The sequence below is a fragment of the Algoriphagus sp. AGSA1 genome (genome assembly GCF_021390545.1).
In the GTDB taxonomy this organism is placed as follows: domain Bacteria; phylum Bacteroidota; class Bacteroidia; order Cytophagales; family Cyclobacteriaceae; genus Algoriphagus.
In genome coordinates, this window is record NZ_JAJUWR010000026.1 from 77,665 (window position 1) to 93,994 (window position 16,330).

Here is a 16,330-nt window from a genome sequence, read left to right on the forward strand (position 1 = left end):
CAAGCTAATTACACAGAATGAAAATCACAAAAGATCTATATAAAGGTTCATTGGCACTTCTGACCGACTTTTACCAGCTTACTATGGCTTATGCCTATTGGAAGTCCGGAAAAGCGGAGCAAGAGGCAGTGTTCAATCTTTTCTTCAGAAAACATCCTTTTCAGGGAGGGTTTACCATTGCGGCTGGTTTGGATTATGTAGTAGATTACTGCAAAAACTTCCAGTTCTCAGAGGAAGATCTGAGTTACTTGGCTACCATGAAAGGCAAGGACGGAGAACTTCTCTTCGAAAAGGGTTTTTTGGATTACCTCCGTGATATGGAGTTTAGTTGTGATATAGATGCTGTGGAGGAAGGGACGGTAGTATTCCCCAACACGCCTCTGGTGAGGGTAAAAGGCCCGTTGATTCAGTGCCAATTGCTGGAGACACCTTTGCTGAACATTATAAACTTTCAAAGTCTGATCGCCACGAAGGCCGCCCGGATCGCTCTTGCGGCCAAGGGAGAGCCGATCCTTGAGTTTGGTCTGCGCCGTGCCCAAGGGATAGATGGAGGGCTTGCTGCATCTAGGGCTGCTTATATAGGCGGGAGTACCTCTACAAGCAATGTCATGGCCGGAAAACTCTTTGGAATACCTGTTTCCGGTACACATGCCCACAGCTGGATTATGTCTTTTGAGACAGAGATCGAAGCCTTTGAAGCTTATGCGGATGCTTTTCCAGACCAATCTGTTTTTCTTGTAGATACCTATGATACCGTCAATGGAATCAAAAATGCCATTAAAATAGGTGAGGCTTTGCGTAGCAAAGGCAAGGAAATGATAGGCATAAGGATAGATTCCGGTGACTTGGCCTATTTCAGTAATATTGCCAGGGAGATGCTGGACGACGCCGGATTCCCGGAGGCCAAGATAGTAGCTTCAAATGACCTGGATGAACATATCATCACTTCCTTAAAAGGACAAGAGGCATCTATCAATGTGTGGGGAGTGGGAACCAAATTAGTGACCGCATTTGATCAGCCTGCACTGGGTGGGGTTTACAAGCTTTCTGCTATCCGCAATGAAAAGGGTGAATGGATTCCTAAGCTGAAACTTTCCCAACAGTCAATGAAGATCAATATTCCGGGGCTTCATACGATCAAGCGATATTTTTCAAAAGGCAAGGCTGTAGCGGATATGATCTATCTGGAAGATCAGGAGCTGAATCCGCAGGCAGCCTTGATCATTGACCCAAACGACCCCACCAGAAGGAAACGTATGATGCCTGCATATTATCAAGAGGAGATTTTGCTAAAACCCATCTTTAAAAAAGGAAAGCTAATCTATAAGTTACCCACCATAGAAGAGATCAGAGATAGAGTGCAAACCCAGCTCAATAGTCTGGATAAAACACATAAAAGACTGGTGAATCCTCATTTGTACCCCATCGGACTGGAGGAGAATCTACATAATCTAAGAATGGATTTAGTACTCAAATCAAAACCATCCCACAATGGCAATGAATCTGAAAAATAGTGTGCTCCTGATAGTGGATGTGCAAAATGACTTCCTGCCCGGTGGCGCTTTGGCAGTGGAGAAGGGTGACGAAGTCATACCTGTGATCAATGCTTTGCAGGAAAAGTTTGATTTTATAGTCGCCACCCAGGATTTTCACCCGGCAGATCATGGAAGTTTTGCGGCCAATCATAAGGGGAAAAGCCCAGGAGAGGTAATTGAACTGGATGGATTGTCCCAGATTCTCTGGCCGGTACACTGCGTTCAGGGATCGGAAGGAGCAGAGTTTCATGAGGATTTGAATCCCATGAAATGGAAGGCTATATTTCAGAAAGGAAAGAACCCAGTTGTTGATTCGTATTCAGGATTTTTTGACAATGCGAGGAGGGAAGATACCGGACTTGGAGATTTTCTTCAACGCGAAGGAATCATGGATGTATATGTGACTGGCTTGGCCCAGGACTATTGCGTAAAGTTTACTGCGCAGGACGCTGTTAGTTTGGGATTCAAAACTTACTTGGTCACTGATGCTACCCGTGCGGTGAACCTTGGTCCTCAGGATGGTAAAAAAGCGCTGGATGAGATGGTAAGAGGAGGAGTAATACTAGTGGAAAGTACGGCTATAATAGAATAGATATGTTTGAATATAACCCGGATAAAAATTATCCGAAGGAAACAGAAAGCAGGGTGCTGATCAGATTTCAGGATTGCGACCCACTTAGGCATCTGAACAACGCTAAATACTTCGACTACTTCTTCAATGCGCGGGAAGATCAGGTTCCCAAGCTTTATGGAGTAGAAATGATGGATTTTATCAGAAAATACCAGGCAGCCTGGGTCATATACAACCACAATATATCTTATGTGAAGCCGGCAAATGTAGGGGAGTGGGTCCGTATCAAGAGCCGGATTGTATGGCACAATCACAATACGGTGCTGTTGGAGTATTACATGACAGATGATAATGAAAGCCAATTAAAAACGCTGCTATGGACTACTATGCGCTACGTCACGCTGGCGGAGGGTAAATCCACCGATCATACCGGGGCCGTAAGCGAATTCCTGACGGCTACCTCCATGAACTTGGATATTTCAGCAATTGAGATTAAAGATAGAGTCAAGTCCCTGTCCCTTGAACTGAAAAAAAAATGATTAATTAATGGCGTTTTTCAGCATGCCCTATGTATCTCAGCGAACAAAACCTGTACAGAAGCGTACAGGTTTTATGTTTTTAAACTACTTGATATCAATGGGTTATAAATTATTGAAAAATTAATTTTCATTAATTTATCCAACCTGATGCAACCCGGTGTTTGTGGGAAAGTGGATGAAACTGTTCGGCGTCATTACAACTTTAAGTCAAACCGCACGGTTTCTTGACAACTTTTTGACCATCAGTGGATAAAATTCCAAATATAGTTTGGCGTGAATGTTAACATTTCCAAATGATGCTTGCCCTTTGAGAGGTGCATATTATCCTGACCGGGGCAGTTGGTACGTGCTTGGCAATTAGGGTAAGCACAACTCTAAACCAACATCATTATGAAAACTTTATTCACGTTCGCAGCAGCGGCACTTATGGCAACCGGCACTTTCGCAAATGAATTTGATGATTTAAAGGCAAATTCACGTGTAAACACAACTTACAAAAAAATCTCTGTCCATCTTAATGAAGGAGTAGGTAAAGCAAAAATCTCCATCTATGACATGAACGGCAAGAAACTTCACCAGCGCAGGGTAAAAGCCAACGAGTCTGTACTGGTTCCTTATGACATGAATGCCCTGCCATGCGGGGAGTATGAAGTCAGAATTGCCACCGACGAAGAGGAGGTGACCTATACAGTAGAAACAGTAGATAAAGAAGAGCCGATGCCGGCCGTACTTCCATTGATGGCTTATGGAAAGCAAATAGACAGAAACACCATAAACTTACTGGTTTTAGGATTGGAAGAACCTGGGGTGGAAGTCAAAATCAGAAAAGTAGCCGATAACAAACTGGTGCATCAGGAAACCGTGGATCAGCCAGAAGGTTTTAAAAAGAACTATAAACTAAATGGCGTGGGGCCTCAGGATGTTTATTTTGAAGTAACAGACATTAAAGGAAGAACCAAGCAAATTTATTTCTGAACTCTAAACCTATCTATTGCCTAAAGCCCTGAATCGAAAGATTTGGGGTTTTTTAGTTACAATAGACCAAAGTGCCCAGAGAAGGATTACACTTTTAAAAAATGTAAATCGCTGAATGATAAGAACTGGATACATGGGGGGACTTGACTTTTTTCGAAATTTATAACTAAGAAAGAAATGGACATTTCGGTCGCGAGCTCGATACGGGCAGTAAAAATCCCTATTTTTGATTGAATTAAACCCTTAAATGTAATTATCATGTTTGGACTACCCCGGACTCTTTTCAACGAAGAACACGACCTTTTCAGAGTAAGTGTACGAGATTTTATTGCCAAGGAAATTACCCCATACAACTTGCAGTGGGAGAAAAACAAGATGGTGTCACGGGAAAGCTGGCTAAAACTTGGGAAAAATGGCTTTTTGGGGATCCAGGCACCAGAGCGGTTTGGGGGACTGAATATTCAGGATTTTCGCTACAATGCCATTTTTATAGAAGAGCTAGGCCTGAGCGGCTGTTCGGCACCCGCCATAGGATATCCACTTCACAGTGATATAGTGATGCCCTATATCTTGCATTATGGGACAGAAAATGCCTTGGAAAAATACATCCCGAAGATGATTGCCGGAGAATACATAGGAGCCGTGGCGATGACGGAACCCGGCGCGGGCAGTGATTTGCAGGGGATTAGGACAAGCGCCACTGACCAAGGGGATTACTACCTGGTCAATGGAAGCAAGACTTTCATTACAAATGGCTACCTCTCTGATGTGGTGGTGGTGGCTGTGAAAACAGATCCTCAAAAAGGGGCAAAGGGGATAAGCCTGCTACTGATGGATAACAGTATGAAGGGATACACCAAAGGGTTTCCGTTTGATAAAGTGGGCTTGCATGCCCAGGATACCTGTGAGTTGTTTTTTGAGGATGTGAAAGTCCCCAAAGAAAACCTGCTTGGCGCAGAGGGGGAAGGGTTCAAATACCTGATGACAGAGCTTGCCCAAGAGCGCTTGGTTGTTGCTCTGGCAGCGGTGGCACTGGGTGAGTATATGCTGCAGGAGACGATCCGGTACGTGAAGGAGCGAAGAGCTTTCAATCAGCCCTTGTCGGATTTTCAAAATACCCGGTTCAAATTAGCGGAGATGTGTGCGGCTTTGGAACAGGGGCGGATTTACTGTGACTATCTCGTGCAGCTTCATAACGACGGTAAGTTGGACTCTTCCACGGCCTCAGCAGCCAAATACAATATGACCGAATTACAGTGTAAAGTAGCTGACGAATGCGTGCAACTGCATGGCGGGTACGGTTATATGTGGGATTACGGTGTGGCCAGGGCGTATGCGGATGCCAGAGTGCAGCGTATATATGCGGGGACCAATGAGATTATGAAGGAACTGATCGCAAGAAAAATCCTGAAATAGGAAAAAACCTTTTGACCTGAGCTAAGTTTTTGATTAATTCAATAAAAATAAACACACCCAACAATAACTTGTCTATGAAGGATTTTCCATGGTTAAAGCACTATCCTGATTCTGTGCCTAAGGAAGTAGATTGTACAGCCTATTCCAGTGTCGCTGAGCTATTTGATGAAAGTGTGAGAAAATATGGCGATGCGGTTGCCTATGAATGCATGGGAAAAACCATGTCGTTTAATAAGCTCAATAGCCTAAGTGAGGATTTTGCCGCCTATCTGACACAGGTTTTACGATTGAAAAAAGGAACCCGTGTGGCAATTCAGATGCCTAATACCCTTCAATACCCTGTGGCGATGTTTGGGGCTCTGCGGGCAGGTATGATCGTGGTCAATACCAACCCTCTTTATACTTCCTCCGAGATGAAGCACCAGTTCAAGGATTCTGGGGCAGAGGTGATCGTTATCCTGGCCAACTTTGCTTACAACCTGGAGAAAATCCTATCGGAGATTCCGGCAAAGCATATCATTATATCCGAATTGGGTGATTTGCTGGGAGGGCTTAAGGGATCTGTGGTCAATCTGGTAGTGAAGTATGTGAAGAAGATGGTTCCGGCATATTCGATTCCTAAAACAGTGTCCTTCAAATCTGCCCTATCCCAAGGAGCAAATTTTAAATTCAAACCTGTTGAGCTCACCTTAGATGATACAGCTTTTCTCCAATATACCGGGGGCACTACAGGTGTATCCAAGGGCGCAGAACTGACTCACGGAAATATTGTGGCAAACATGCAGCAGATCTCCGCTTGGATGAAACCAAAACTGAAAGAGAGCGAGGAATTGGTCATCACGGCATTGCCCTTATACCATATTTTTGCTTTGACGGTAAACTGTCTGGCAATGTTGAAAATCGGGGCACATAACCTGCTTATTACTAACCCCCGGGATATGCCGGCCTTTTGCAAAGACCTGAACAAACACAAATTCACTGTATTTACAGGAGTCAATACCTTGTTCAATGGTTTACTAAACCAGGAATCATTTAGAAATCTGGATTTTAGTGGATTGAAAATCTCCGTAGGAGGGGGGATGGCGGTGCAAAAAGCTACCGCCGAAAGATGGATGGCGGTCACGGGCACCCCTTTGGCCGAAGGCTATGGTCTTACCGAAACCTCTCCTGTGGCCTCTTGCAACCCCATCGACGGAACGGAAAGAAACGGCACGATCGGAATACCACTTCCCAATACGGAGTTCAAAGTAATAGATGATGAAGGGAATACCCTGCCGACGGGAAAACGAGGTGAAATATGTATCAAAGGGCCTCAGGTGATGAAGGGCTATTGGAATAAACCAAAAGAAACGGCAGAAGTAATGCTTGGCGAATGGTTTAAAAGCGGGGATATAGGCGTAATGGACGATGACGGCTTCACCAAAATAGTGGATAGAAAGAAAGAGATGATTTTGGTTTCCGGCTTCAACGTTTACCCTAACGAAGTGGAGGATATAATCGCATCTTATCCGGGAGTATTGGAAGTAGGGGTAATCGGTGTTCCGGATGAGCGCTCCACCGAGAGGGTAGTGGCTTATGTGGTGACTAAGGACAAAGCCATCACCCAAGAGCAGATCATAGCCCATTGTCACGAGTCACTTACCAATTACAAATGCCCTAAGGAAGTGCATTTCACCGATGAACTCCCAAAATCCAATGTAGGGAAGATCCTGAGGAGAAAGATCAAGGAAGCTCATTTGGAGAAGGTGAAAGCCTGACAAATGCTGTCAAAGCTGTGAAATTGACAAAAAAATACCCTGTACAGGGTATTTTTTTGTTTCCAGGGACTGGTATATTGCAAACAACTAGATAGTTACCTCCAGTTGGATCCGGGTAAGTGCAGAACCGGGTGTACTGGAGAGCAATAAACGCAATCCCTCTGTGCAATGAAGAAGCCAGCTACACTCGGTCCTTTGGGACGCAAAGACTTTTTGAAAACAATGGGGCTTGGCGGGATATCACTGATCCTGCCCAGGATGGCGCCAAAGCCTGACTTGGTATCTGGGATTATATCCCAACCCGTCAAGATCTATGATAACTACCTGCGTGGTGTCCAGTATTACGAGTTGGGGAAATACCTAGACGAACTCAACGTAGGTGATGGAGTAAGTTTCGCAAGATTTCCCGAGCATGAGTATGACCGCTTTGCAGTGGGGGTGATTTGGCAGGGGCATTTTCTGGGATACTTGCCTGCATACGAAAATATTGTCCTGGCCAATCTGCTGGATGCCGGGGTCCGACTAAGCGGGATGGTTACGGCTAAGCATTCACTTCAGGAAGTGGGAATAGGCGTATGGGCAGAGCTGATCACCTCAGGCTCCGGCAACGGTGCCAAACTCAGTGACACTGCCGCGGATGAGGTGGGAGATTGGTATAGGAGGTAGGGGGAAGAAAAAGCCCTACAGAAGTATGCAGGGCAAAGAATATCTTCGGCTTATAGCCTTGTTGTGAATTGTCTTTCAAGTGTAAATATATAAATATAATTAATATGGAAAAAATTTTTGGAATTGATTTAGGTACAAATTCGATTGGTGCTGCCTTAAGAGAAGGTCGTGAACTTTCTTGGTATGGGGTATATACCTTTAAAAAAGGGGTTGGAGAAGGTAAGGCAGGTGAGTATTCATATGCTGCTGAGAGAACTTCAAATCGGTCTTCAAGAAGGTTATATAATGCAAGAAGGTATAGGAAATGGGCTACTTTGGAGTTCTTAATAAAAAATGATTATTGTCCCCTTAGCATAGATAAATTGAATCTATGGAAACATTATTCAAAAGATGCTGGACGAAAATATCCTGTTGAAGATGAATCATTTCAGTCTTGGATTAAGCTGGATTTTGATAAGGATGGAAAGCCAGATTATTCTAGTCCCTATCAATTGAGAAGGGAATTAATCAATTTAAAGCTGAATTTATCTTATAATGTTAATCGATATAAGGTTGGGAGAGCCTTGTTCCATATAGCTCAAAGAAGAGGATTTAAGAGTAGCCGAAAAAGTGGTGCCAGCGAAAAAGTTGCGATTTTTAATGGAAGTACAGAAACTAAAACTATTGGGAGAAATGAATATGAACAACTCATAATAGATCATAATTCTTTGGGAGCAGCTTTTGCTTTTCTTGAAGATTCAGGAATTAGGATTAGAAACAGGTACACATTGCGTTCAGACTATGAAAAAGAAGTGGATTTGATATGTCAGGTTCAGGGTTTGGATGTTGAGGGGTTCAAAGAATCAATTAAAAAGGCTATATTTTTTCAAAGGCCTCTAAGGTCTCAAAAGGGACTGGTTGGCAAATGTACTTTGGAGCCACAAAAGCCGAGATGTGCAATCAGTCACCCTGCATTTGAAGAGTTTAGAGCATGGAGTTTTTTAAATAATATTAAATACTATGATGATGAATCTGGAAAAATGGAAAGCTTGCCTTTGGAGCTAAAACTCACACTCTTTGAAGATAAGTTTTTTCCAAAAGGGAAAAATGATTTTAAATTTTCCCAAATCAACAAACATCTACAAAAAATTACAAATAAAAAGTGGAAGCTTAATTATAAGGATGAAGCTACTGTGCCTGCATGTCCTGTTTCAGCTAGACTGAGGTCTATATTTGGAGAAAATTGGATGAACATTTCAGTTTCAAAAAATATAATAAAATATGGTAAACCAAAGGTTATAACTTATTCAATCGAAGATGTTTGGCATATTCTATTTACCTATGAAGATGAAGAGATTCTTGAAGAGTTTTTTGTTGCTAATTTCGATCTAAATGAAAGTCAAGTCGATGAACTCAAAAAGCTTTGGAACTCCTTTCCAGTCGGTTATGCTTCATTAAGTTTGAAGGCCATCAACAGCATTCTTCCTTTTTTGAGAGATGGACTGATTTATACAGAGGCTGTCTTACTTGCTAAAATCCCCGATGTTATAGGTAAAAAGATGTTTGATCAGCACCAAGTTTTTATTAAGGAAAGAATCAAATCGGCAATAGAAGAAAATAGGAAAGAAAAGAAAGTTATAGCTATTACCAATAAACTTATTTCTGATTATCATTTATCTGATTATAAGCAGGGATACCGAAACCCTGCATATTCCATTGACCAAGATGATATTAAAGATATTGAAAAAGCCATTTCGGGACATTTTGGAACAGAAGCTTGGAAAAAAGAACTAGAAAAAGACTATTACCTTGACAAGGTTAAAGAATATTATCAGAGCTTTTTCAATTCCAAAGACAGGAAACATTTTGGATTACCGCATTTGCTTGACCAAATAAAAGATGTGCTTGTGGATGAATTTCATGTTGAAAGTAAGCAAGTTACCAAACTTTATCATCCTTCTCAAATAGATATTTATCCACCAGCAAAACGCTCTAAGGATGAAAATATCTATTTACCCAATCCAAAAACAGGAGCCTTTAAGAATCCGATGGCCTATAAGACCCTTTTTGAATTAAGGCGTGTAATGAACCATTTGATAGAAAAGGGTGAAATAGATGAAGACACAAGAATTGTAGTAGAGATTGCAAGAGAGCTTAATGATGCCAATAAACGATGGGCTATTGAAACATACCAAAGAAACAGAGAAAATGAAAACCGAGAAATCGCCTTTGCTATTTCACAATTATTGAAAGATCCTGATTTCAAAGGAAATGTAGATCCAAATAACCATACAGACAAGGATAAATTGAGGTTGTGGACAGAGCAGTCAGCTGACTCTAATGAATTTTGGAAGGAAGTATTTACCACCAAGGATGATGTGAAAAAATATCGGTTATGGAAGGAACAAGACTGTAAATGCATATATACTGGAAAATTGATTCCATTCACAACGCTTTTTGATGAAAATGTAATTGATTTTGAGCATACCATACCAAGAAGCAAGTCCTTTGATAATTCTCTTGCCAATTTGACCGTGTGTTATGCCCATTATAACAGAAATGTGAAGAAGAACTTTCTACCTGTGGAATTACCTAATTATGAAAGTGACACAACTGAAGGGTATGCTATCAGACCACAGTTGATAATTTGGGAGAAAAGAGTTGATTCTATATACAAGTTGATTGAGGCTGCAAAATCAAGGTCTAAAGGTGCTATGGATAAGACTCAAAAGGATGATGCCATTCGCAAAAGACACATGCTTCAAATGGAGTATGATTATTGGAAAAATAAGTTGGACCGATTCACAAGGACGGATATATCTACTGGGTTTAAAAATAGTCAGTTAATAGATAGCCAGATCATTTCAAAATATGCATTTCATTACCTAAAGACTGTATTTAATAGGGTAGATGTGCAAAAGGGTACTGTTACTTCCCTATTCAGAAAGATCTATGGAATACAACCAAAGGATGAAATCAAAGATAGAAGGAAGCACCACCATCATGCAATTGATGCTGCTGTATTGACACTGATTCCAAAAGCAGCAGAGCGGGAAGCAATATTGAAAAAATACTTTGAGGATTTAGAAAGTAATCAAAAGAAGGATTATCCAATTGTTCCATTTGATGGATTTAATCATAAAATGTTGGAAGAAATAAAGGACATGATTCTTATTAATAACATTCCTAATAAAGATCAGGCTTTTGCCTCGGGAAAGAAATTAGTAAGGAAAAGAGGTAGGGTAGTATGGTTAAGGGATAAAGAAGGAAATTTAATTCTTGATAAAAATAATGATAAGATTCCTAAGGTTATGCAAGGAGATTCGGTTAGGGGACAATTGCACCTAGATACTTTCTATGGCAAAATCAAGGCTGTAAAAAGAGATAAAAACGGAGCACCACAAAGAGATGATCAAGGTAAATTTTTATACAATAAAATAAATGGGAAAGATGAAATGTGGATTGTGGGAAGAAAGCCTATTACTGATTTGAAAATAGGAAATGATTTAATCATCGATCCCTATTTGGAGAAACACCTTCAAAACCAATTGTCAAATGGAGTTTCTCTAAACGAATTGAAGGATTTCAACGGGAAGATAATTCGAAGAATCAGAGTTAGGGTCAAAGCTGGAAGAGGTTTCTTAGATGCAGATAAAGTAACAGAACTCAAAGAACAGACATATAAATCTAAGTATGAATACAAAAACAATTACTATACAAATTCAGGCGATAATTATGCTTTTGGGTATTACAAAGGGAGAGAACTCAGAAAAATAATCCCAATTAACTTATTGGAAGCATCAAAAGTAGGGAAACTGAATGGCAGCTGTAAACTAGAAGATTTATTTGAAAGAACTTTAGTCTTAGGGTCGGGTAAAAAGCAAGAGGAGGTAAATCTTTATCATGTTTTTCAAGTGGGGCAGAGGGTCTTAATCTACTTTACAGATAAACTAGAATTGAAAAATTTAGGTAAACCTGAGATTTCCCAAAGACTTTATTTTCTAAAAAAACTTGCAGATGCCAATCAAAGTAAGATTCAATTTCAACATCATTTGGAAGCTAGGGATGACCAGCAGTTATTAATTGATTTTCCAAAAGATTCATTTGGTACAAAAGGAAAAGATGGTTTTTCGTCTATTAGTCCAGATTTTATTGCACCAAAATTATTATTGACACCATCCAATTATAATTTCATAATTGAAGATAAAGATTTTGATTTAAGCCTTGACGGAGAAGTGAAATACAAGTTTTGAAATGAAACAAATAAAGATGCATAATATGGATCAATTCCAATCCCATCATGGGGCAGTTGTGGGCACCTTTTTTACCTTTTCCAAAGTTCAGAAACTTTGGAAAAGGTCTCTACTAAAATAACATAGAAGAATGGAACTAGGTCAATCGTACCATATCTACAACCATGCCAACGGAACTGAGAATATATTCCGAGAAGAAGAGAACTATAGGTTCTTCCTTCGGCAATATGTCAAGTATTTAGGAGAAGTTGTAGATACCCATGCCTATTGTCTAATGCCTAATCATTTCCATTTGTTGGTAGGGGTGAAGCAGGGATCAGACCTGTCAGGTTTTCAAAACCTGACAGGTCTGATCAAGCATCCATCCAGAAATCCGGCTATAAAAGGGTTTACAGATTTCTTCAATTCCTACACTAAGGCAATCAATAAGAGATTTGAAAGGAAAGGAAATTTATTTATTCGCGCGTTCAAAAGAACCCCTATCCTCAGCGAAAATCAATGGCAGGAAGCATTCTTGTATATACACCTCAATCCGGTCAAACATGGCTTTGTCAAAAATCATATTGATTGGAAATGGTCAAGTTGGCATGCTTACCAGAATCCTGAAAAACCTTCAAATCTAGATAGAACTTATTTCAATAATTTCTTTGATGGTTGGGAGCATGTGGAGGATATGATGGAAGTAAAAAAAGAATGGTTGATGAATAAAAATTTGGAATAGAGAATATGGCAATTAAACGTAACAGGTTTTCAAAACCTGTCACGTTTAAAAACAACTTAAAAACCTATGATCAAACGCACCCTCTTCTTCGGCAACCCAGCTTACCTCAGTACCAAGAATGAGCAGCTGCATATCTCTTTTCCTGAGATGGACAAGCCTGACCGGACAGTTCCCATAGAAGATCTGGGGATGATCGTATTGGAAAACCAACAGATCACCATTACAAATGGGCTGCTTGCCAAACTGACAGTTCGAAAAGTGGCGGTTGTCAGTTGCAATGCCCAACATCTTCCCGAAGGCTTATTGCTTCCCATGCAAGGGCATACGGAGCAGACGGAGCGGGTGAGGTATCAGCTGGAGGCTTCCCAACCGCTAAAGAAAAACCTCTGGCAACAGACTGTCGCTGCCAAAATCAAAAACCAACATGCCTTGCTGTTGGAAAAAGGGAAGGAATCCAAAAGAATGGAATACCTCTACAAGAATGTAAGTTCAGGAGATACGGGAAACCATGAGGCACAGGCTGCTGCTATTTATTGGCAGAGTTTGTTTGATATACCTGATTTCAATAGGGGGCAGGCAGGCATCCCTCCCAATAACTTGCTCAATTACGGTTACGCCATTTTAAGAGCGGTTATTGCAAGGTGCTTGGTTTCTTCGGGGATGTTGCCGGGAGTGGGGATTTGGCATAGGAATAAATACAATGCCTATTGCCTGGCAGATGACATCATGGAGCCTTATCGTCCTTATGTGGATTTGGTGGTGTCTTACATAGTGGAAAACCAAGATGAATATGCGGAGCTCAATACGGATCTGAAAAAAGAATTGCTCAATATCCCCGCATTGGATGTGAGGATTGATGGTCAAAAGAGCCCCCTGATGGTAGCGGCATCCAGAACGACCTCCTCACTGTTCGAGTGCTTTGCTGGGATCAGTAGGAAAATCATATACCCCGAGTATGGATGAAAAATATTTCTCACGTCTTAACCAATACAGGAGTTTGTGGGTCTTAGTTTTCTTTGACCTACCCACTGAAACCCGCAAGGATAGAAAAATCGCGACTTCTTTCCGGAAAAAACTGCTGGATGATGGATTTGGAATGTTTCAGTTTTCGATCTACATGCGCTTTTGCGCCAGCCGGGAAAATGCCGAGGTACATATCAAGCGAACGAAGAAGAACCTGCCTCCAAAAGGAAAAGTAGGGATTATGTCTATCACCGACAAGCAGTTTGGGATGATGGAGCTTTTTTATGGTACCAAGCCCCAAGAAACCGAGCCCCCATCCCAGCAGTTGGAATTGTTTTAAGTTCATGGTCGCAGACCTGACAGGTTTTCAAAACCTGTCAGGTCTTTCCCTTTTTACCACAAAACCCTTTATTTTTTTATTTTCTAATTTTGCTCATAAAAAACAGCATACCAGCCACTTAACGTGGGGTATGCTGTGATTTCACTAGTAAAGTACTGATTTGAAAGCAATTCACAACAATGGATTTAAGCTATTAGGAGCGGCAATGCTGTGATTTCACTAGTAAAGTACTGATTTGAAAGCAATTCACAACAATTCAGTTACATAAACAGTGTCACGTAAAGCTGTGATTTCACTAGTAAAGTACTGATTTGAAAGCAATTCACAACTACATTTCATTTCCTGCATTCTCAAAATCAGCTGTGATTTCACTAGTAAAGTACTGATTTGAAAGCAATTCACAACAGGATAAAGATCGTGAAGAAAGAAAGGCTAGCTGTGATTTCACTAGTAAAGTACTGATTTGAAAGCAATTCACAACTAAGGGGATATGGTATGGATCATTTTTTAAGCTGTGATTTCACTAGTAAAGTACTGATTTGAAAGCAATTCACAACCACCGTTCGTCAGTAACCCAGCTAAACCTTGCTGTGATTTCACTAGTAAAGTACTGATTTGAAAGCAATTCACAACCTAACAAGCTTGATTTGTTCGAAATGCTTCGCTGTGATTTCACTAGTAAAGTACTGATTTGAAAGCAATTCACAACTATATAGATAATACCACAATCATCTATATCGCTGTGATTTCACTAGTAAAGTACTGATTTGAAAGCAATTCACAACCAACCAAGAGCATTGAAATCAATTACGGGGCTGTGATTTCACTAGTAAAGTACTGATTTGAAAGCAATTCACAACTGTTTGTCCGGATAGAATCAGCCTCCCCGGGCTGTGATTTCACTAGTAAAGTACTGATTTGAAAGCAATTCACAACCTAGCCCTGATTTACTGGGGTGGATTCTTTGCTGTGATTTCACTAGTAAAGTACTGATTTGAAAGCAATTCACAACTGATCTGACCGTTATTGCCAAGACAGAGGAGCTGTGATTTCACTAGTAAAGTACTGATTTGAAAGCAATTCACAACTATTAAAATGTTTGTTGTCGATTACCTGCAGCTGTGATTTCACTAGTAAAGTACTGATTTGAAAGCAATTCACAACCTTGTCGTCTTTTAGCCTCACAAGGCTTTTGCTGTGATTTCACTAGTAAAGTACTGATTTGAAAGCAATTCACAACCCCGGCAGTGTTTGCATGTGCCTTGTACCCGCTGTGATTTCACTAGTAAAGTACTGATTTGAAAGCAATTCACAACCATGCCTCAGGTGAAGAACAAATACCGGGTGCTGTGATTTCACTAGTAAAGTACTGATTTGAAAGCAATTCACAACAAGTGATCAGCTTGGCCAGAAGCCTCATTCGCTGTGATTTCACTAGTAAAGTACTGATTTGAAAGCAATTCACAACGGGAGGCCACGTTTACCTGGGCCACGTTGGCTGTGATTTCACTAGTAAAGTACTGATTTGAAAGCAATTCACAACAACCGGGGACAAATACCCTGATTTCAACAAGCTGTGATTTCACTAGTAAAGTACTGATTTGAAAGCAATTCACAACCCCTAAGTATGACAAGCAAGCCTATAAGCTGCTGTGATTTCACTAGTAAAGTACTGATTTGAAAGCAATTCACAACGGGTTGGCGAATAGAAAATATACAAGAAAAGCTGTGATTTCACTAGTAAAGTACTGATTTGAAAGCAATTCACAACGATGCGCCAAACGAAATAGTGTTCAGCAAGCTGTGATTTCACTAGTAAAGTACTGATTTGAAAGCAATTCACAACTACATGAAGAATGTCAACTGATTTGCAGCTGCTGTGATTTCACTAGTAAAGTACAGATTTGAAAGCAATTCACAACTTCGGATCACAATGACCGTGCTTTCTTTGAGCTGTGATTTCACTAGTAAAGTACTGATTTGAAAGCAATTCACAACTACCTGTCTCCTGGACTTAACTAAACATAGCTGTGATTTCACTAGTAAAGTACTGATTTGAAAGCAATTCACAACATATAGGCACTTTTCTTAAAAATGAAGCTGGCTGTGATTTCACTAGTAAAGTACTGATTTGAAAGCAATTCACAACGTTTCGCCAAGCCATGTCTCCAGCTGGGTGGCTGTGATTTCACTAGTAAAGTACTGATTTGAAAGCAATTCACAACTGAGAGCTTCGACAGGGCGCCAAACTTAGGCTGTGATTTCACTAGTAAAGTACTGATTTGAAAGCAATTCACAACAATGAGGAGGAGAAAGAGTTGAGGATAAGGCTGTGATTTCACTAGTAAAGTACTGATTTGAAAGCAATTCACAACGAGGCAAGCTAAAGGCCGGGATTGACATCAGCTGTGATTTCACTAGTAAAGTACTGATTTGAAAGCAATTCACAACAACCGGTTTGAATGGTAATTTCCAGATGCGCTGTGATTTCACTAGTAAAGTACTGATTTATTCACTTGTTTATGATTTTCAAAGGTGTTCATGAATCTCCCGTTGGTCGATTTGAAAGCAGTTCGCCAATCAGATACCTTTACACTACCGATCGTGCCGTTGGC

The 16,330-nt window shown here is 40.7% G+C and carries 11 protein-coding genes and 1 CRISPR repeat array; all 11 genes read left to right on the plus strand.

Annotation, left to right across the window (positions count from 1 at the left end; all coding sequences use genetic code 11):
• The first annotated feature begins 17 nt into the window (after positions 1–17).
• The 11 genes from LZF95_RS19155 to cas2 all read left to right on the plus strand — a co-directional run bounded on the left by LZF95_RS19155 (position 18) and on the right by cas2 (position 13,715).
• Entirely contained in the window at positions 18–1,514 is a 1,497-nt protein-coding gene (locus tag LZF95_RS19155) for a nicotinate phosphoribosyltransferase (RefSeq protein ID WP_233756640.1), read from the plus strand.
• Complete coding sequence (gene pncA, locus LZF95_RS19160) at positions 1,492–2,127, plus strand: bifunctional nicotinamidase/pyrazinamidase (RefSeq protein WP_233756641.1); 636 nt, start codon at positions 1,492–1,494, stop codon at positions 2,125–2,127. The genes LZF95_RS19155 and pncA overlap by 23 nt, the downstream gene beginning before the upstream one ends.
• Positions 2,128–2,129: 2 nt before the next feature.
• Complete coding sequence (locus LZF95_RS19165) at positions 2,130–2,645, plus strand: thioesterase family protein (protein WP_233756642.1); 516 nt, start codon at positions 2,130–2,132, stop codon at positions 2,643–2,645.
• A gap of 390 nt (positions 2,646–3,035) precedes the next feature.
• Positions 3,036–3,620, plus strand: coding sequence for a T9SS type A sorting domain-containing protein (locus LZF95_RS19170; protein WP_233756643.1), 585 nt, complete (start codon positions 3,036–3,038; stop codon positions 3,618–3,620).
• A 258-nt stretch (positions 3,621–3,878) separates the two neighbouring features.
• Complete coding sequence (locus LZF95_RS19175) at positions 3,879–5,036, plus strand: acyl-CoA dehydrogenase family protein (protein WP_233756644.1); 1,158 nt, start codon at positions 3,879–3,881, stop codon at positions 5,034–5,036.
• Positions 5,037–5,110: 74 nt separating this feature from the next.
• Positions 5,111–6,793: an AMP-binding protein gene (locus tag LZF95_RS19180; protein WP_233756645.1), complete on the plus strand. Its 1,683-nt coding sequence runs from the start codon at positions 5,111–5,113 to the stop codon at positions 6,791–6,793.
• A gap of 168 nt (positions 6,794–6,961) precedes the next feature.
• Entirely contained in the window at positions 6,962–7,459 is a 498-nt protein-coding gene (locus tag LZF95_RS19185) for an HIRAN domain-containing protein (RefSeq protein WP_233756646.1), read from the plus strand.
• A 104-nt stretch (positions 7,460–7,563) separates the two neighbouring features.
• Positions 7,564–11,691, plus strand: coding sequence for a type II CRISPR RNA-guided endonuclease Cas9 (gene cas9 / locus LZF95_RS19190; protein WP_233756648.1), 4,128 nt, complete (start codon positions 7,564–7,566; stop codon positions 11,689–11,691).
• Between the two features lie 130 nt (positions 11,692–11,821).
• Positions 11,822–12,412, plus strand: coding sequence for a transposase (locus LZF95_RS19195; RefSeq protein ID WP_233756650.1), 591 nt, complete (start codon positions 11,822–11,824; stop codon positions 12,410–12,412).
• A 66-nt stretch (positions 12,413–12,478) separates the two neighbouring features.
• The gene (cas1, locus tag LZF95_RS19200; protein WP_233756652.1) at positions 12,479–13,375 is read left to right on the plus strand and encodes a type II CRISPR-associated endonuclease Cas1; all 897 of its coding nucleotides are present in this window, start codon (positions 12,479–12,481) and stop codon (positions 13,373–13,375) included.
• A complete protein-coding gene (gene cas2 / locus LZF95_RS19205) occupies positions 13,368–13,715 on the plus strand; it encodes a CRISPR-associated endonuclease Cas2 (RefSeq protein WP_233756653.1) in 348 nt (115 codons plus the stop codon). Before cas1 ends, cas2 begins: the two co-directional genes overlap by 8 nt.
• A 132-nt stretch (positions 13,716–13,847) precedes the next feature.
• Positions 13,848–16,225: a CRISPR direct-repeat array (repeat unit 30 nt; unit sequence GCTGTGATTTCACTAGTAAAGTACTGATTT).
• Positions 16,226–16,330 lie beyond the last annotated feature (105 nt).